The sequence below is a fragment of the Plesiomonas sp. PI-19 genome, assembly GCF_021368255.1.
In the GTDB taxonomy this organism is placed as follows: domain Bacteria; phylum Pseudomonadota; class Gammaproteobacteria; order Enterobacterales; family CAMTGL01; genus Plesiomonas; species Plesiomonas shigelloides.
The window spans coordinates 2,329,635-2,347,162 of the sequence record NZ_JAJNMQ010000001.1 but is presented as its reverse complement, the minus strand read 5'-3'; the positions used below and the strand labels follow the sequence as shown (position 1 = coordinate 2,347,162).

The window sequence follows — 17,528 nt, the reverse complement described above, 5'->3', positions numbered from 1 at the left end:
GGGTGGTTAGCGGTATGACGATGCCATTCACTATGCCATTAATTGGCTGGGTAAAACACCTGCTGATAGTCGGCTTCTTTGAAACCGAGCCAGTACTGGCCATTGTGCGCCAATAACGGGCGTTTGATGAGTGCAGGATGCACCACCATCAAAGCGATGGCTTGCTCTTCGGTGGTGACCTGCTTGGCCTCTTCAGGTAAAGCTCGCCACGTAGTGCCACGGGTATTGAGCAGAGGCTGCCAACCGAGCTGCGCGATAGCTGGTGCGAGTAGTGCAGCATCAACGCCATCGGCGCGGTAGTCATGAAATTGATAAGGGATGTTGTTTTGCTCCAGCCAGCGGCGGGCTTTTTTGATGGTGTCGCAGTTTTTGATCCCGAAGATGGTGGTCATAGCGTGCTCTCTTTTAGTCAGTAAAGTTAGTCAGTAAAGTTAGTCAGTAAAGTCGGTCACCCGTTACAATACGGGCTAGTGGTGAAGCCTCTTTTTGCCACAGCCGTTTGGGGGCAAAGACGGAGAAGGTTTACCGTTTAGGTGATTATTTTTATGGGGATTTCTTTGGTTCAGCGTTTATACCGTGTGAAGCAGCGCCGGTAAAGCAAAGACAAAATGTCCTGCCGCTCACAGTTATTCATTTTCGCCGCGCAGGGGGGCGACGGCAGTGGAATAATAGAGCATATAAATTTTGCTAGGGAGTGCATTATGACGTTAAACCCTGTGTTTGCCCGTCGTTTATATTTATGTCATCTGTTAGCGGTGACCGAACGGCCTAATATTCCCTGTTTAATGGAGATAACCGGCTGGCCACGACGCACCTTGCAGGATGTCATGAAGGCGTTACCGGGTCTGGGTGTCGACGTTCGCTTTGTGCAGGACGGTGTGCGCAATAATGATGGCTATTATCAGCTCTCGGATTGGGGCCCGCTACAACAACCGTGGATCACAGAGCACTTGCCGCTGATTTGCGCCGCGCTGGATAAATCTTGATTGCCTAAGGTGTGGCTGATACACAGCGTACGTGCGTGGTGAAGCGCGCAGCTTCGGCGGCAAGCGGGAAACCGGCTACCGCCGAAGGGAAATATCGCCGCCGATCGTTTATCTGTGTGTAGTGGTGAGCCGTTCGTGGGTATTCCTTCGGTATGATTTTGTGGTTACTGCTGTTTTGTCTTTTTTGTTTTCTCTTCTTCTCTCTTCTTGTTCTTTGTTTTATCCCTTGTGGTCTCCTCTTTGTTTTTCCGTCTTTTCGCTATTAACCTCTTTACCGTGATTTTTATCCTCTATTTTTGGGGGCGTTAACACGTCTACGAGGGTATCTTTTGGCATGTTACGTTTGGCGTGCGGCAAGGTGTGGCAGGGCACATTAGCGGCCGGAGAGGCGCTTTGTGCGATGGAGCGCGCTGTTCGCCGGCTTTTTTAAGTTTTTTTGCACTCCAGACCGAGGCAGATCTCAGTGGTTATGCTAAGTTACGCCCTTTCGGCTAATAAGAATTGCATGGCATTTCGGTCATGCTGATAATTGTATAATAATCAAACAGCTTAACGAGTGTTCGGATAAGGTTATGGAAATTCGCGTTTTCAGACAGAGTGATTTTGAAGAGGTTTTAACCTTGTGGGATCGGTGCGATGTGGTTCGGCCATGGAACGATCCTGAGCTCGATATTGAACGCAAAGTGCATGCGGGTGCTGATCTGTTTTTGGTGGCCGAAGTAGCTGGCGAAGTGATTGGCACCATTATGGGCGGTTATGATGGCCATCGTGGCTGGGTGAACTATCTGGCGGTGCATCCGGACTACCGCGGGCGCGGAATTGCTAATGCGCTGGTGAATCGGGTGGAGAAAAAGCTGATTGCACGCGGCTGCCCGAAAATCCATCTGCTGGTGCGTGAAGAAAATCAGGCCGTGATCAGCATGTATGAAAAGCTCGGCTACGATATTCAAGACACCATCTGCTTAGGCAAGCGCTTGATAGAAGATAGCGTGGATGAGTAAAACCGCCGACCCGTGCCTGTACGCGCCGGATGATTATGACCAGCATGGCTGGCTACGTTTACCGCTCTGGTATTGGACGATTTTGGTGCTGCAAGCCAAAACCTGGGCGCTGTTTTTGATTGCCGGCGCGTCGCGCGATACCGGCGATCGCCTGTTGCGATTGTTTTATCCGCAAACCGATGATTTTTGGCTCGGCATGATGATTGGCCTACCGGCGGTGGCGCTCTTTTTGCTGGCCGGGCGTCGTCAGCATTGGCCTCGTTTGTGGCGCAGCAGCCGACGTTTGTTGCCAGTGATGCTGGTGGGCGATCTGCTGTTATCGCTTAAAACGCTACTTTTGGCGCCGGCTGATTTTTCGCTAACGGCGGCGACCTTCTCGGTGCTGACGCTATGGGCGCTGCTGTATGTGCTGCGTAGCCGCCGTTTAGCCTGCTGTTTCATCCTTCCGGCGCATACCTCTTCCTCTTCAGCATCAAACTAGCCTGTGCCATGGCTGCCTATATTGCCGACAACCGCAAAAGGATAATTGTCTGGTAAGATAGCCTTACTGCGTATCCGTTAGCGCCACATTGCCATACTGGCAGTGCTGGCCACTACCAGGGAGTACCGAATGAAGCGTCCCGTATGGATGATAGTTTTCCCTCTGCTGCTGTCTGGCTGTAGCAGCCTCGGCGTCAGCAATTGGATGCCAACGAGCTGGTTTGGCAGTAGCGATACCGTGACCGGCGACAGCGTGCTGGGCTTGGATGCGGATACCCCCGTCACCCACGATGCCATCAGCCGCCAATTAGGCGATGGATTTCAGATCCGCACCGGCATGCAATCCAGTGGGGTCGATGTGCTGCCGTATGCTGAAGTGCGACAAAATGACGCCCGCGTGATGACCGTGAACGGCAAAGCCGACGGTCAGATATCGTCAGTGGATATCGATAGTCCTGAGATTAAAACCGAATGGGGAACTCATGTCGGTAGCCGGTTCAGCGATATCTACCCTAAAGCGCTCGGTGCCAATTGCAAAATCGGGCAGACCGAGGTGGACTCGGCGGTGATTTGCCAAGCGCCACAAGATCAGCGCATTCGTTACGTTTTCAGTGGTGAATGGGATGGCCCGCAAACCTTGCTTCCACCGGATGCAACATTGCGTGACTGGCAGATAAAACGGATTATCTGGCAGGCCGCTCCGGCACCGTAATTGTTAACTGATACCAAGCATGACAAGCAGAATAAAACAGGAGAACAGTATGACCATTGCACAAAGCGGAATTGTACCGGAGGGTAGTCGCTTTGCCATGTTCCTTGTCTTACATGTTGAACAGGGTGTTTCCCGGGTGCGCGATATTGCCAAGCAGTTCCCGGCGATGGTGCAGCAGTATGCGGAGAGCGATCCACAAGCTGAGCTGTCTGGAACCTGGGCTTTTGGTGAAGCGCTGTGGCGCACACTGGCAGGGGATGAAGAAGCGCCAGAGCTGAAGTCTTTTGTTGAGCTGGGCGAAGCGCCGTATGTGGCGCCGTCTACGCAAGAAGATCTGTTTATCCACATTCACTCTCAGCGTCACGACCTGAACTATGCGCTCGCACAATCGGTTCTCAATGCCTTAGGCGATTGTGTCACCGTTACGGATGAGCAGCACGGTTTCCGTTACCTAGATGCCCGTGACATGACCGGCTTTATTGATGGCACTGAAAACCCGCACGGGGATGAGGCTCGTCAGCAAGTGGGCGTGATTGAAGAAGGTCCGGATCAGGGCGGCAGCTATATTCTGGTGCAGCGCTACGCGCATAACTTGCCAAAATGGCATGCACAAAGCGAAGAAGATCAGGAAAAGACCATTGGCCGTACTAAGGTTGACAGTGAAGAGTTAGAGCCAGAGCAACGCTTTGCCAACTCACACGTTAGCCGCGTCGATCTGAAAGAAGAGGGCAAGGGGCTGAAAATCCTGCGTCACAGCCTGCCTTATGGCAAAGTCAGTGATGAACATGGTCTGTACTTCTGCGCTTACTGCCATTCCCTGCGCAACATTGAGCAGCAATTGCTGAGCATGTTTGGTTGCATGGAAGATGGCCAGTATGATCGTCTGCTGAAGTACACCCGTGCTGTGACCGGTGGCTACTATTTTGCTCCGTCACGTACTCGTCTTGAGCAACTGTGAAGCGATTCAGTGCTGAGTTTTGAAAACGAATTTCGTTTTCTTCCACTTTTAGCCCGCTCTTCGGTAGAATAATGCGCGTTATCGCGCATTTTTTATGTCGGCAGCCTTTTTGTTGCCGACCCGTCATGTTTAGCTCTCAGACAAAACAGACTGAAAGTGCGCGAGATACCCTCTGAAACCCGAAGATAACAATGAGCTAGGGATATGGTGACCAAACTGAAATCCGGTAAACAACGTCAACTGTTTGAGCTGCTAATGCAATCCGGCCCGCTGGCCGTTTCGGCCATGATGGATGGTGTGCGGGTCCGCCTGCAAGGCCATTGCCAATTGGCTGCCAGCGCGCAAGGCGATCGCCTGCTGGTGGGAGATAGCGGCAGTCAGCTGGATATTGACTGGCGTCAGGTCAACCGGCTGGAAGTGGCAGCCGATCGTGCTGATACGCTGAGCTTTTATAACGGACAGAAGTTGCTGTTTGCCCTGCAACATCCAACGGCAGCATTTTCACCTGCCATTTTGGAGATGGAAGGTAACCTGCTGTAAGGCGGTGTTCGCTTCTGGCTCTGCTGTCGCGTGATGAAAATCAGCCATAAAAAAAGCCATCCCGTGGGATGGCTTTTCTGTTTTAGCTGTTAGGCCGCATTACTTTTTAATGCGCAGAACCGGAGTTTCACCTACGGTTACGTTACCAGACAGCTTAACCATCTCCTTGATTTCATCCATATTGGAGATAACCACTGGAGTCAGGGTAGATTTTGCTTTCGCTTCCAGAACGGCCAGATCAAATTCAATCACTGGATCGCCCATCTTCACGCGCTGGCCTTCTTCAGCGATACGCTTGAAGCCTTCGCCTTTCAGCTCAACGGTGTCAATACCGAAGTGTACGAACAGCTCAATACCGCTGTCAGATTCGATAGAGAACGCATGGTTGGTTTCGAAGATCTTACCAATAGTACCGTCAACCGGTGCAACCATCTTGTTACCGGCCGGCTTGATGGCAATACCATCACCTACGATTTTCTCAGCAAATACCACATCAGGCACATCTTCGATGTTTACGATTTCACCTGACAACGGCGCAAAAATCTCAATGCTGCCGGCATCGCTGGTATCATCGGAAACCAGTTTCTTCAACTTATCGAACAGACCCATAGTATTCTCCTAATTATCGGTAATTATTCGGCTTGATAGTGCTAACTTAGTGTACTTGCACGTTCAGCACAATCAGCAAAGTGCTTTTTCTTCCAGAAACTTGTTAATCAGCTCCATAATATCCGCTGCCGTAGGCTGCGCCAAAGCATGTTCTGCCAGCGCTTTAGCATCTTCAAAGTTCACGTTACGGATCACTTTTTTGATGCGCGGAATGGAAATGGCACTCATGCTGAACTCATCAAGCCCCATACCGAGCAGCAGCACTGCCGCGCGCTCATCGCCGGCCAGCTCGCCACACATACCGGTCCACTTCCCTTCTTTGTGCGAGGCATCAATAACCTGCTTGATCAGGGTCAGAACCGCTGGTGTCATCGGATTGTAGAGGTGAGAGATCAGCTCATTACCCCGATCTACGGCCAGTGTGTACTGGGTCAAATCGTTGGTGCCGATACTGAAGAAATCGACTTCTTTCGCCAGATGGTGTGCGATCGCCGCTGCAGCCGGGGTTTCAACCATCACACCGACTTCGATGCTCTCGTCAAACGCATGGCCTTCTGCGGTCAGCTCCAGTTTCAGGGCATCCAGTTCGGCACGCAGGGTGCGAACTTCTTCCACTGAAATCACCATTGGGAACATGATGCGCAGCTTACCAAAGGCGGAAGCACGCAGGATGGCACGCAGCTGAGTACGCAGGATTTCTCTACGATCCAAGCAGATACGAATTGCACGCCAGCCTAAGAATGGGTTCATTTCTTTTGGCAGGTTCAGATAAGGCAAGTCCTTATCACCACCGATGTCCATGGTACGGATGATAACCGCTTGGCTGCCCATTGCTTCGGCAACCGCTTTGTAGGCGGCAAACTGCTCTTCTTCGGTTGGCAGCGCATCGCGATCCATAAACAGGAATTCGGTACGGTACAGACCAACGCCTTCACCGCCGTTACGCTCAACACCATCAACATCACGTACGGTACCGATGTTACCGCACACTTCAACCTGATGACCGTCCAGCGTCATGGCTGGCAGATCTTTGAGCTTAGCCAGCTCGGCTTTCTCATTGGCGTAACGAATTTGCGTCTCTTTCAGCTGTTCGATTTGCGCCGCAGTCGGGTTGATGTAGATAGCGTTGTTCAGCGCATCCAGTACCAGATAGTCACCGGATTTAACCTGCTGAGTTACATTGTTGGTACCCACGATCGCTGGCAGCTCTAAAGAGCGCGCCATGATAGAGGTGTGGGATGTCCGGCCACCGATATCGGTGACGAAACCTAAAACTTTGTCCAGATTCAGCTGCGCAGTTTCAGAAGGGGTCAGGTCGTTAGCAACCAGAATCACTTCTTCACTGATAGCACCCAAATCGACGATGTCCATACCGAGCACGTTTTTCAGCAAACGCTTACCGATGTCACGTACGTCAGCCGCACGCTCTTTCAGGTACTCATCATCCAGCTCTTCCAGAGCCTGAGCCTGACCTTCGATAATGGCATAAATCGCCGCTTCTGCAGAAGCTTTGTTGTCCTTAATGTAGGCTATGATTTCCTGCTCTAGCTCTTCATCTTCCAGCAGCATGATGTGACCTTCGAAGATGGCTTCCTTTTCTTCGCCCAGAGTCACGGCTGCTTTTTGTTTGATCGCTTCCAATTGGGCAGATGCTTTCGTCCGACCGGTTAAGAAACGGGCAACTTCGTTGTCCAACTCAGAGTCGGCCAGTGTTGCGCGGTTGATAACAATCTCGTCTTCTTTCAGCAGTAATGCCTTACCAAAAGCGATACCCGGTGATGCCAAGATGCCTGAAATCATAGCCCTACCTATCTAAAAATCTGTGTCAGTGACGCGTTCTTAAGAGTACAGCCGAGATTACTCGAGTTCAGCCATCAGCTTAACCAGGTGCTCAACCGCATTCTTCTCATCCGCACCTTCTGCTGCGATGGTCACTACGGTGCCCTGAGTCAGGCCCAGAGTTTGCAGCTTGAACAGGCTCTTAGCGCTGGCGCTTTTGCCGTTGGAGCTGACAGTAATGTCAGAGGTGAACTCTTTCGCTTCTTTCACAAACTGAGCGGCTGGACGAGTGTGCAGACCATTTGGAGCAGTGATAGTAACTTGTTTCTCAAACATAATATGTCATCCCAATGAGTGAAGATTATCCGTTAATTAGCGACGCCAACTAACGTCAACCTGTCTTGTTATTAAATGATAGTCGATGAAACAGAAACGTAAATTGATCCCTGTTAACCACTCACATTCTACATCAATCAGCATTGTATAAGATTATCCATGCTGCACAGGAACGTTGTAGTCAGGAGAATAATTTTACGCACTAAAAAAATTGATTGGTTTAATACAAGAGAGGGCACAATAAATCAATAACGGGAGAGGTAGAAGTTAGCACTCGCGCACAAAAAGGCATCAAAAATGATGCCTTTTTGTTCATTTCAGTAAAATGGCATTACTGTTGCATTTCTTTTTCAGTGAACATGTCGGCAAAGAGTGCGGTACTCAGATAGCGCTCACCAGACGATGGCAGGATCACCACGATGGTTTTATCGGCAAACTCTGGCAGGGCGGCCAGCTTGTTGGCGGCGGCCACGGCGGCACCGGATGAGATCCCCGCCAAAATGCCTTCTTCTTCCATCAGACGACGTGCAGTGGAGATAGCTTCTTCGTTGGTGATTTGCTCCACGCGGTCAATCAGGCTCAAATCCAGGTTTTTCGGGATAAAGCCGGCGCCAATGCCTTGAATTTTATGCGGGCCCGGTTTGATCTCTTCCCCTGCCAACGCTTGGCTGATCACCGGTGAGTCTTTTGGCTCGACCGCCACAGAAATCACCGCTTTGCCGCGGGTGTTTTTCAGATAACGGCTAACCCCAGTCAGGGTACCACCGGTGCCAACGCCGGCCACAAACACATCCACTTGACCATCGGTATCTTCCCAGATTTCTGGGCCGGTGGTTTTTTCATGAATTTCTGGGTTGGCTGGGTTATTAAATTGTTGCAGCAGAATGTAGCGATCTGGCTCGGCCGCCACAATCTCTTCGGCTTTGGTGATCGCCCCTTTCATGCCTTTGGCGCCTTCGGTCAGGATCAGGTTCGCCCCCAGCGCTTTGAGCAGTTTGCGACGCTCCAGACTCATGGTTTCTGGCATGGTCAGGGTCAAACGGTAACCACGTGCAGCGGCGACATAAGCCAGAGCAATCCCAGTATTGCCACTGGTGGGCTCAATCAGCTCTTTGTCTTTGGTTAGAATGCCGCGTTTTTCGGCATCCCAGATCATGTTGGCACCAATCCGGCATTTCACGCTGAAGCTAGGGTTACGGGATTCCACTTTGACCAGCACATTGCTCGGGCCGACGCGGTTCAGGCGTACCAGCGGGGTATGACCAATGGTTTGTGAATTGTCGGCAAAAATTTTGCTCATAATCTGTTCCTTCCGCTAACGTTTTCAGTATGTCAGTTATCTTGTTATAAACAGTTTCATCCCCAAAACCCAGCACTGAACCGCGAGTAACCTGCCTTGGCAGACTGATCAGAGAAGCTATGCAGTACTGTTGAGAATCAGCATACGCTGACCGGCCACGATGAAAAGAAAAGAATCGTCATATCCTTATGTGATTTCTGCAATTAGTGGGTTTCCCCGTGCCCAGCCCCGCAATCTTGCATGTGGTTGCTCGACATTTATTAACCTACACGTAATCTTAAGATCACGTTTTATGCTTTGCAGCGCGTAACGGTAGGCCATGAGAGCTGCTTGACGCCTGCGGGGTAGCCCTATGTCGAACAGGATGTGCTCCGAGAGGAACCGGTTATGCAGGAAGTTGTGATCAGCGGCTCAGGTCTGTACACCCCACCACATCGCATCAGTAATGACGAATTGGTGGACGCGTTTAATCGCTATGTTGAGCGCTATAATCAGGAAAACTACGGAGCAATTCAGGCTGGACAAATACAGCCATTGCAACCTTCGAGCGCGGAGTTTATCGAGAAAGCCTCCGGGATCCAGCAACGCTATGTGATGACGCGGCAGGGTATTTTGGATCCTGAGATCATGCAACCGCTGTTGGCCGAACCAAGTAACGATCAACCTTGTTGGATGGCGCAGATGGCGGCCGTGGCCGCGCAAGAAGCGCTACGTCAGGCCTCCTTGAAGGCAGACGATATCGATTTGTTGATTGTTGCCGCGTCCAACCTACAGCGCGCTTATCCGGCGATTGCCATTGAAGTGCAACAGCTACTGGGCACCCGCGGCTACGCCTTTGATATGAATGTGGCTTGCTCATCGGCAACTTTTGGTATCAGCCAGGCGATGGATGCGATTTTGTCCGGTATGGCTACGCGGGCATTGGTGATTAATCCTGAAATTTGCAGTGGCCACGTTAATTTCTGTGATCGGGATTCACATTTTATCTTTGGGGATGCTTGTACCGCGGTAGTGCTCGAGCGGCGAGAGCTCAGTAATAACGCACAAGCGTTTGTGATCGTAGACCGAGTGCTGCAAACGCAATTTTCCAACAATATTCGCAATAACTTTGGTTTCTTGAACCGAACCCATCCACAAACCCAGTTTGATAGGGATAAATTGTTTGTGCAGGAAGGGCGCAAAGTCTTCAAAGAAGTTCTGCCGCTGGTGTGTACGCTGCTGGAAAATCAACTCAGCCGCGCAGGTCTTCGCGCTGAAAATCTCAAGCGCTTGTGGCTGCATCAAGCCAACAGCAATATGAATGGGTTTATTGCCCGCAAGATTTTGGGTCGTGAGCCAACCCCAGAAGAGGCGCCACTGATCCTGAACGAATTTGCCAATACCAGTTCGGCCGGATCTGTGATTGCGTTTCATCGTTATCACGCCGATTTTAAGTCCGGAGAGCTTGGGATCTTATGTTCTTTTGGCGCCGGTTATTCTGCCGGCTCTCTGTTGCTGCGCCGCTTATAATTCGGCATCTAGGCTAGAGAACAACGGCATCAACAAAAGAAAAAGCCCCTTTTGGGGCTTTTTCTTTTTGCGTTTGCGGTTTGCCATTAGGGCGTTGCTTACGCGCAGTTATTCGGCAAACTTACCTTTGAGCTGTGGCCGGTAGCAATCCACCCACATGGCAGTCGCGCCGCAAACGGCAACCGGCATGATCACCAGATTGAGCAGTGGGATCATGGTGCATGCGCTGATTAAGGCGCCGAAGCCTAAGCTGGTCAGGCGACGCTGCTTGAGGGCATCGCGCATGGTGGCAAACGGCACTTTGTGGTTATCAAAAGGATAGTCCGCGTATTGCACGGCCAGCATCCACGCAGTCAGTAAAAACCACAACACCGGTGCCAAGGTCTGCCCAATCACGGGAATAAAGTACAACAGCAGTAGCGCCAGCACTTTGGGTAGGTAATAGGTCAGCTTGCGCACTTCACGCCGTAAAATACGAGGCACGTCGCGCAGCAGTGTCATCACGCCGGTAACGGGTGGCTCTTCGCCAGTCAGTCTGGCTTCCAATTGCTCTGCTAACAGGCCATTGAATGGGGATGCAATGATATTGGCTATAGTGCTGAAAAAATAACCGAACAGCAGCAAGATACTGATCACCGCCAATGGCCACAGCAGATAGTTCAGCCATTGCAACCATTCTGGAACGTGGCTGAGTAAGCGATCGATCCAACTGCCCAGATGTAACATCAGGGCGTAAAACGAGCCGCCCAGCAGCAAGATGTTGACGAGAAGCGGCAAAATCACATATCGCCGGATCCCGGGTAAGAAAGCCAGCCGCCATCCTTGCAGAAAATAGCTCATCCCATTTTGTGTCAGCGCTTTGTGCATAAATTAATATATCCGCTCTGTACCTGAATATCGGCATCATAGCGACTGTGCGTCAGTGATTCTAGATGAGTGATTTTAGAACAGTGATTCTCAATATCCGCTACGCCTTGTCAGAATTGATGCATTGGGCATACAGTTGCTGGGTACACTGTCTTGGCGGTCAGAAAGGGTGAGTACGCCGAGGCGTAACGAGACGGTTGCAAATACGTCAGGCAAAATGGTGCTTAATTAGACAAAAACGACGATAAAATTTTATTAACCGTCCAGAAATCTTGCTCAGTACTTGAAGAGCGCTGCACTAACACATAAAGTTAGCAGCAGTAACAGCTATGTATGATGCATAGTGTGTGTGGCATAGCCAGAACAGCGGACTGAAGAGATACCAGCGATGCAGGATTTGCGTCTGATTTTAATTGTGGTGGGAGCGATTGCGATCGCTGCCTTGTTATTGCATGGATTGTGGGCAAGCCGCAAGGAAAAACCAACAGTCTTCGGGAGTAAACCGGTTAAGCGGCTGAAAAAGACACCGCCTCCGCCGGCTGCGGAAAGTGAATATGACGATGACGGCATCGGTGCCGTACGCGTGGTCACCCCGAGTGCTGCGGTATCTCAGGAGCCGACGTTCTCTGCCACCAGTGTCGATGAGACCGCGTATATGGACGAGGCAGACGATCCGTTAGCTGCGCGTCCTCGTGAGCCGGAGGTGCGTGTCGCAACCCCTGAGCCATCGGTAACGGTACGTGCGCCACAAGAGCGTGTGGAGCCGGTGATTGCGCCCGTTGAAGAAGCGCCGGTACAACCGGTACAAACTGTTGCAGCGCAGCCAGCGCCAGAACCGGAGCCAAAGCGGCCAACCAGCGATGTGCTGGTACTGAACGTTTCGGCGCATCACGGTCAGGTGATCGATGGTGAGCGTCTGCTCAATAGCTTGTTGCAACTGGGTTTCCATCACGGTGAAATGTCTATTTTCCACCGTCATGTGGATCCGATGGGCAATGGCCCAGTGCTATTCAGTTTGGCCAACATGGTTAAGCCGGGAACATTTGATGTGGCGCAGATGCACCATTTCACCACACCGGGCGTCACGATGTTCATGCAGATCCCTTCTTATGGGGATGCAGGGCAGAACTTTAAATTGATGCTGCAGGCCGCTCAGCGTATTGCTGATGATGTGGGCGGGTTGGTGCTGGATGATGAGCGCCGGATGTGGACACCGCAAAAGACCGAAGAATACAAAGTTCGCATTAAAGCGGTCTGTGCATAACCAAATCGTGATGCATCAGGCTGACAGGGTTTAAAACGAATAAAACCCCCGCACTGCGGGGGTTTTTCTCATTACGGGGCAGGAATATGGCGAAGACCATCGCACAACAGATTTTGGCATTGCGCGCAGAGCTGCGTCACCACGAATACCTTTACTATGTTCTGGATCAGCCGTCAGTCCCTGATGCGGAATATGACCGCTTGATGCAGCAATTACGCGCGTTGGAAGAGTCGCACCCAGAGCTCATCACTGCGGATTCGCCAACACAGCGGGTCGGCGGCAAGGCGCTCACCGGTTTTGCACAGGTACAGCATGAAGTGCCGATGTTGTCGCTGGATAATGCCTTTAATGCCGAAGACTTTTTGGCATTTCAAAAGCGGGTTACCGATCGTTTAGGCGATGCCACCGCGCTGACCTATTCTTGTGAGCCGAAGCTTGATGGGCTGGCGGTCAGTATTTTGTATGTTGATGGCGTATTGACTCAAGCCGCGACCCGAGGCGATGGCACTACTGGTGAAGATATCACAGCCAACGTACGCACCATCCGCAATGTGCCTTTACGCTTAAGTGGCGATTATCCACCGCGTCTAGAAGTGCGTGGCGAAGTGTTTATGACCCGTGACGGATTTGAGCGCTTAAACGAGCAGGCCCAGCGCCGCGGGGACAAAACCTTTGCTAACCCACGTAATGCTGCTGCCGGCTCACTGCGTCAGTTAGACAGCAATATCACCGCGCAACGGCCATTAGCCTTCAATGCCTATGGTTTGGGTGTTGTTGAGGGCGCTAGGCTGCCGGACAGCCACGTTGCACGTTTGCAATATCTACAAGCTTTAGGGATCCCAGTCAGCCAAGAAGTGCGTCAAGTCACCGGCGGTGAAGCGGTGATTGATTATTACCACGCGATTCAGGCCAAACGCGACCAGCTGAATTTTGATATTGATGGCGTTGTGATCAAGGTCGATGCGTTAGCGCTGCAAGATGAATTGGGCTTTGTAGCTCGCGCGCCACGTTGGGCTGTTGCCATCAAATTCCCCGCACAAGAAGAGATCACGCAGGTGCGCGATGTTGAGTTTCAGGTCGGGCGTACCGGCGCAATCACGCCAGTGGCTAAGCTTGATCCGGTGTTTGTCGGCGGCGTGACGGTCAGTAATGCCACCTTGCATAATGCCGATGAGATAACTCGTCTGGGCTTAATGATTGGCGATTATGTGGTGATCCGCCGTGCCGGCGATGTGATCCCTAAAATTGCTAGCGTGGTGCTGGAGCGGCGCCCAGAGCAGGTGCACGCAGTGACATTCCCATCTCAATGCCCTGTGTGCCAGTCAGCTGTCGAGCGTATTGAAGGCGAGGCGGTTGCTCGCTGCAGCGGCGGCCTGATTTGTCCGGCGCAGCGCAAAGAGGCTCTGCGCCATTTTGCGTCACGCCGAGCGCTGGATATCGAAGGGATGGGTGAGAAGATTGTCGATCAGCTCGTTGAACGTGAGTTGGTACATACGCCGGCTGATTTATTCCGTCTATCTTTAGCCGAGCTGACGCGCTTGGAGCGCATGGGGCCGAAGTCGGCGCAAAAGCTACTCAACGCTATTAATCATGCCAAACAGACGACGTTCGCTCGTTTTCTGTATGCCCTGGGTATCCGTGAGGTGGGCGAGGCGACTGCCGCAAACCTAGCCGATCACTTTACAACGCTCGATGCTCTGCGCGCTGCCGATATTGAACAGCTACAAGCAGTACCTGACGTAGGTACGGTGGTGGCTACGCATATCTATCATTTCCTGCGTGAGCCACATAATGACAGCGTGATTGAGGATTTGTTGGCCTTAGGTGTGAACTGGCCGGATGCCATTAAACCGCAAGTCGCCGGCGAGTCACTGTTCAGTGGTAAAACCGTGGTATTGACCGGCACCTTGACACAAATGAGCCGTGACGAGGCGAAAAGTCGGATTCAAGCCATGGGCGGTAAAGTGACTGGTAGCGTATCAGCGAAAACCGATTTTCTGATTGCAGGTGAGGCGGCGGGCTCAAAGTTAACCAAAGCACAGTCGTTAGGGATCACCATTCTCACTGAAGATGAGTTTTTATCCCAATTCGCGAATTAATGTTTTTGCCGCAAATTAAGTCCCGCAGTCAGTGATTGGCTGCGGGTTTAATATTGGGAACAAGATCATAAAAGACGCATTTTTATAACAAATAACTGCGATGTAAATCATATAAATAAGCGTGCTAATAACGCAAGTTATGATCTCGGCACGCTTTATATTGGATAGGGTAATTTGATAACTTATTGATTTTTAATGTTTTAATTGTAATTCATTGATCTGCTTCGCATTTGAACCTGCCTATTTTAAATAGTTCCCCGCATGCCCTAATAAATTTTTGCACTCTGTCATAAATTTATAAAAATCACCCAAATAACCGTTGATGTTTTGCGCTGCAAAAGTACTCTTGTTATGTACCTACTGCCTCCCATACGGATAGATGAAGGCATTGCACATTTACCCGTATGGGATTTCGGAAAAATTTTTTCTTTGGGAGAGCTCTGGCTGCAGTGGCTGCATGACAGAGATGGATAAAAGTCCAACAAATAGGAGTTTCACACATGTTTAAGAAAAGTATGATTGCCGCAACAATCATCGGTTCTTTCGCCGCCCTTCCTGCTCATGCATACAAAATTGGCACCGAAAACGGCATGAATGTTGAAGTTTATGGTGTTATCGCCGTTGACTTGAACTACTACGCTGATACCGGTACTGGTTATGACATCAACAACGAATCGCGTGTTGGTTTCCGCGCAGGCAAGCAAATGTTCGATGATTTCGAAGTTTTTGCGCAGATCGAATCTGGCTATGTAGGTGATGATGGTGGCAGTGGTAAGTTAGGTGCTCGTGATACTTTTATTGGTGCTAAAGGTTCATGGGGTACGGCCCGTTTCGGTCGTATGCTGACCCCTCTGTATGAGCTGATTGACTGGCCATACTCTAACCCTGGCTTAGGTCAAGTATTTGACTGGGGTGGTGATTTTGCCGGTAACTATGATCGTAAAGGCGATACCATTCGTTACGATTCTCCAGTATGGGGTGGTTTCTCTTTCAGTGTAGCAACCGGTCGTGGTAATACTAGCTCTACTGGCAATAACTGGTACGGCGCAAGTGCACACTACAAAGTTATCGATGCGTTGACGTTGCATGCGGGCTATGAAAATGGCTCAAACCATGAAGTATCTGGTGCTACTGCTGCAGATATTAAGCTTGTACACCATACTGATGGCTCTGTGTCTTGGGAGCGTGTAAGTGGTGCTGATGCGGTGCTGGCCGATCGTTCTACTTACTTAGTAGGTTTTGAAGCTAGCTTACCTGCTGGATTCGGTTTCTCTGGCGCATTCAAGTCTGCTGAGCAGAAAATTAACAATGGCGGTGATAAGAAGACTCAAGACTCTATGTCTATCATCGGCCAGTACTGGAATGGTCCAGTAGGCTTTAAACTGGGTTATGCGAAGAACTTTGATTACGAGCTTAATGGTAATAAGGTTGAAAATACAGCTGATGAAGTGGTATCTGGTCAGTTGATGGCTGTAGTTAATGATTTTGTACCTTATGTACGAATCGGCCACCGTGATGTTTACAACGATGGCAAAGCTGATGGCGGTTCAAAAGGCATGTTCTACTTGGTTGGTATGGAATACGGTTTCTAATATTCACCTACCGAGTTAGACCTAATGGAAAAGGCGAGCGTAAGCTTGCCTTTTCTTTTTGGATAAAATATATCCGTGCGAGTATTAAAATTAATTAAGCCATTACATCAGATACGGCATGGGGCGGTGAGTTATAACAGATTGGATGTAAGTGGGGGAGAACGACAGGTAATCGTTAATCAGGGGAAATAAAAAGCCTTGCAAAGAAGGCTTTTTATGAAGGTTATTTGATGTTTTGTACCGCCCAACTGATGAATTTCTTTTGTGTTTCGCTATCGTATTGATTAAATAATTGCTGTAGCTGTTCAATGTTTTTATTATTCGATACGGCTGTTGTTGCCGGTGCTGAGGCTTGTACTGGCGCAGTGGTAGCTACCACTGTGGATGCTAGAGCAGCTGTTGGCTGCGAGGATCCGGTATGCTCGCCGAGCAGATTAGCCATTTTGACGTTGATGCTTGGTAGGCTAGCAGGCTTGTTCTGTTGATTATATTTATAGAGCTCTTTGTCAAAATCGCGAACAAACTGGAATCCGCCGCTCATGAGCACATCTTTAGCTATCGCGATTGGGGCATTGTTCGCGATATTGTTAATGGTATAGTTTTGCTTTTTAGCAAAGAGTAGCGCCTCATCCCGATTTTCAATTTTAGGAATATCCAGTTTTAAATTCTGATTCGAGGCATCGAACTTTACGATATAAGCATCGGATACGAATTTTTCATACCCACCTGAATTTCTGACCATATTTTCATAACGGAAAACGATCTGGTTTTCGCCATCAGGCAGAACAAAAGTAGGGCTTTTTAGCTGAGCTTTGAGCATGTCAGGAGTCGCTTCTTCTCCATTCACCATAATCATAACCAGCGAAGGTGGAAGCTCAAGATTGACTGCTGCTTGTGCAGTAAGACTGCTTACACCAATAAGGGTGCATAGCAATGTTTTGCGAATTAACATTGATCGTTCCTATTTAGACGAAGTGGCCTTGTTATTGTAACGATCAGCTTGTTTTAGATAATAGGGGTTGCGAGTAATTATGGATGCTGGCGCAAATAACGGAAATCTATAGGGGTTCTGTTCAATAAAATGCTTGACTGAGCGCATACTCACCGACGGATCCTTTTATCGGTGAGTATGATCCATCAATTGGTGTTTTTTTGCGGTGGGATGACCTTTTCAGGATTAAATCGAGCAAAATTATCTAAGCAGACAAAAAGATTATTTGCTGTAGCGCAATGCTGTAATGCCGCTTCAGGAAAGTAAGTTGGCGTTCCTGCAAGAGTAAAAGCAAATGCCGTAGAACTAAGCCCTGATGCTAGCAGTAATGTAAGTGCAATTACCCGTTTCATGTGAATGACCTCTATCGCGTATATGTGACAAATGTTGTGTTTGCGTGTTCACGTACATGTCGTTACAGTTACAAATATAGAGGTGGATAACAAAATTTCCACGTTGAAGCGTTATTTTTTGGTTCACATTAAGATTTGACTTGGAGATCAAT

At 49.9% G+C, this 17,528-nt stretch carries 18 protein-coding genes; 10 read left to right on the top strand and 8 right to left on the bottom strand.

All coding sequences use genetic code 11. The features are described from left to right. Positions 1 to 38: 38 nt before the first annotated feature. A complete protein-coding gene (locus LQ901_RS10470; protein ID WP_152135497.1) occupies positions 39 to 392 on the bottom strand; it encodes an ArsC family reductase in 354 nt (117 codons plus the stop codon). A 309-nt stretch (positions 393 to 701) separates the two neighbouring features. Here LQ901_RS10470 and LQ901_RS10465 point away from each other — a divergent pair, with 309 nt between their 5' ends. The 6 genes from LQ901_RS10465 (at position 702) to LQ901_RS10440 (ending at position 4,677) form a co-directional block, all read left to right on the top strand. Beyond that, complete coding sequence (locus LQ901_RS10465) at positions 702 to 986, top strand: helix-turn-helix domain-containing protein (protein WP_010862342.1); 285 nt, start codon at positions 702 to 704, stop codon at positions 984 to 986. A gap of 572 nt (positions 987 to 1,558) precedes the next feature. Continuing rightward, complete coding sequence (locus LQ901_RS10460) at positions 1,559 to 1,987, top strand: GNAT family acetyltransferase (protein ID WP_010862341.1); 429 nt, start codon at positions 1,559 to 1,561, stop codon at positions 1,985 to 1,987. After that, positions 1,980 to 2,468 carry a DUF2919 domain-containing protein gene (locus LQ901_RS10455; protein ID WP_152135496.1) on the top strand — a complete coding sequence of 163 codons (489 nt, stop codon included), beginning with the start codon at positions 1,980 to 1,982 and terminating at the stop codon, positions 2,466 to 2,468. The genes LQ901_RS10460 and LQ901_RS10455 overlap by 8 nt, the downstream gene beginning before the upstream one ends. Before the next feature lie 129 nt (positions 2,469 to 2,597). Next, positions 2,598 to 3,179, top strand: a complete 582-nt coding sequence (locus LQ901_RS10450) for a DUF1131 family protein (protein WP_152135495.1) — start codon at positions 2,598 to 2,600, stop codon at positions 3,177 to 3,179. A gap of 49 nt (positions 3,180 to 3,228) precedes the next feature. Continuing rightward, positions 3,229 to 4,137, top strand: coding sequence for a Dyp-type peroxidase (locus LQ901_RS10445; RefSeq protein ID WP_233672251.1), 909 nt, complete (start codon positions 3,229 to 3,231; stop codon positions 4,135 to 4,137). A 204-nt stretch (positions 4,138 to 4,341) separates the two neighbouring features. Next, positions 4,342 to 4,677: a hypothetical protein gene (locus LQ901_RS10440; RefSeq protein WP_010862337.1), complete on the top strand. Its 336-nt coding sequence runs from the start codon at positions 4,342 to 4,344 to the stop codon at positions 4,675 to 4,677. 99 nt (positions 4,678 to 4,776) lie between these two features. Here LQ901_RS10440 and crr read toward each other — a convergent pair whose 3' ends face one another. From crr to cysK, 4 genes are all read right to left on the bottom strand, one after another. Further along, on the bottom strand, positions 4,777 to 5,286 hold the full coding sequence (crr, locus tag LQ901_RS10435; RefSeq protein ID WP_010862336.1) for a PTS glucose transporter subunit IIA: 510 nt from the start codon (positions 5,284 to 5,286) through the stop codon (positions 4,777 to 4,779). A gap of 72 nt (positions 5,287 to 5,358) precedes the next feature. Beyond that, entirely contained in the window at positions 5,359 to 7,086 is a 1,728-nt protein-coding gene (gene ptsI, locus LQ901_RS10430; RefSeq protein WP_047708869.1) for a phosphoenolpyruvate-protein phosphotransferase PtsI, read from the bottom strand. Positions 7,087 to 7,143: 57 nt separating this feature from the next. Further along, complete coding sequence (gene ptsH / locus LQ901_RS10425) at positions 7,144 to 7,401, bottom strand: phosphocarrier protein Hpr (protein ID WP_010862334.1); 258 nt, start codon at positions 7,399 to 7,401, stop codon at positions 7,144 to 7,146. A 331-nt stretch (positions 7,402 to 7,732) separates the two neighbouring features. Further along, a complete protein-coding gene (gene cysK / locus LQ901_RS10420; protein ID WP_233672250.1) occupies positions 7,733 to 8,701 on the bottom strand; it encodes a cysteine synthase A in 969 nt (322 codons plus the stop codon). 387 nt (positions 8,702 to 9,088) lie between these two features. Between cysK and LQ901_RS10415 the strand changes: the two genes are divergently transcribed. Continuing rightward, entirely contained in the window at positions 9,089 to 10,210 is a 1,122-nt protein-coding gene (locus tag LQ901_RS10415; protein WP_152135492.1) for a beta-ketoacyl-ACP synthase III, read from the top strand. Between the two features lie 108 nt (positions 10,211 to 10,318). Here the strand turns inward: LQ901_RS10415 and cysZ are convergent, their stop codons facing one another. Beyond that, complete coding sequence (gene cysZ, locus LQ901_RS10410) at positions 10,319 to 11,077, bottom strand: sulfate transporter CysZ (RefSeq protein WP_010862331.1); 759 nt, start codon at positions 11,075 to 11,077, stop codon at positions 10,319 to 10,321. Between the two features lie 388 nt (positions 11,078 to 11,465). On the opposite strand from cysZ, the gene zipA reads away from it, so the two are divergent. From zipA to LQ901_RS10395, 3 genes are all read left to right on the top strand, one after another. Continuing rightward, complete coding sequence (gene zipA / locus LQ901_RS10405; RefSeq protein WP_152135491.1) at positions 11,466 to 12,341, top strand: cell division protein ZipA; 876 nt, start codon at positions 11,466 to 11,468, stop codon at positions 12,339 to 12,341. 86 nt (positions 12,342 to 12,427) lie between these two features. Beyond that, a complete protein-coding gene (gene ligA, locus LQ901_RS10400) occupies positions 12,428 to 14,440 on the top strand; it encodes an NAD-dependent DNA ligase LigA (protein ID WP_152135490.1) in 2,013 nt (670 codons plus the stop codon). A gap of 500 nt (positions 14,441 to 14,940) precedes the next feature. Further along, positions 14,941 to 16,032, top strand: coding sequence for a porin (locus tag LQ901_RS10395; protein ID WP_010862328.1), 1,092 nt, complete (start codon positions 14,941 to 14,943; stop codon positions 16,030 to 16,032). Between the two features lie 223 nt (positions 16,033 to 16,255). Here LQ901_RS10395 and LQ901_RS10390 read toward each other — a convergent pair whose 3' ends face one another. Both LQ901_RS10390 and LQ901_RS10385 read right to left on the bottom strand, forming a co-directional pair. Then, positions 16,256 to 16,984: a DUF2057 domain-containing protein gene (locus LQ901_RS10390; RefSeq protein ID WP_064977321.1), complete on the bottom strand. Its 729-nt coding sequence runs from the start codon at positions 16,982 to 16,984 to the stop codon at positions 16,256 to 16,258. A 185-nt stretch (positions 16,985 to 17,169) separates the two neighbouring features. Further along, on the bottom strand, positions 17,170 to 17,376 hold the full coding sequence (locus tag LQ901_RS10385) for a hypothetical protein (RefSeq protein ID WP_071849674.1): 207 nt from the start codon (positions 17,374 to 17,376) through the stop codon (positions 17,170 to 17,172). Positions 17,377 to 17,528: the final 152 nt, after the last annotated feature.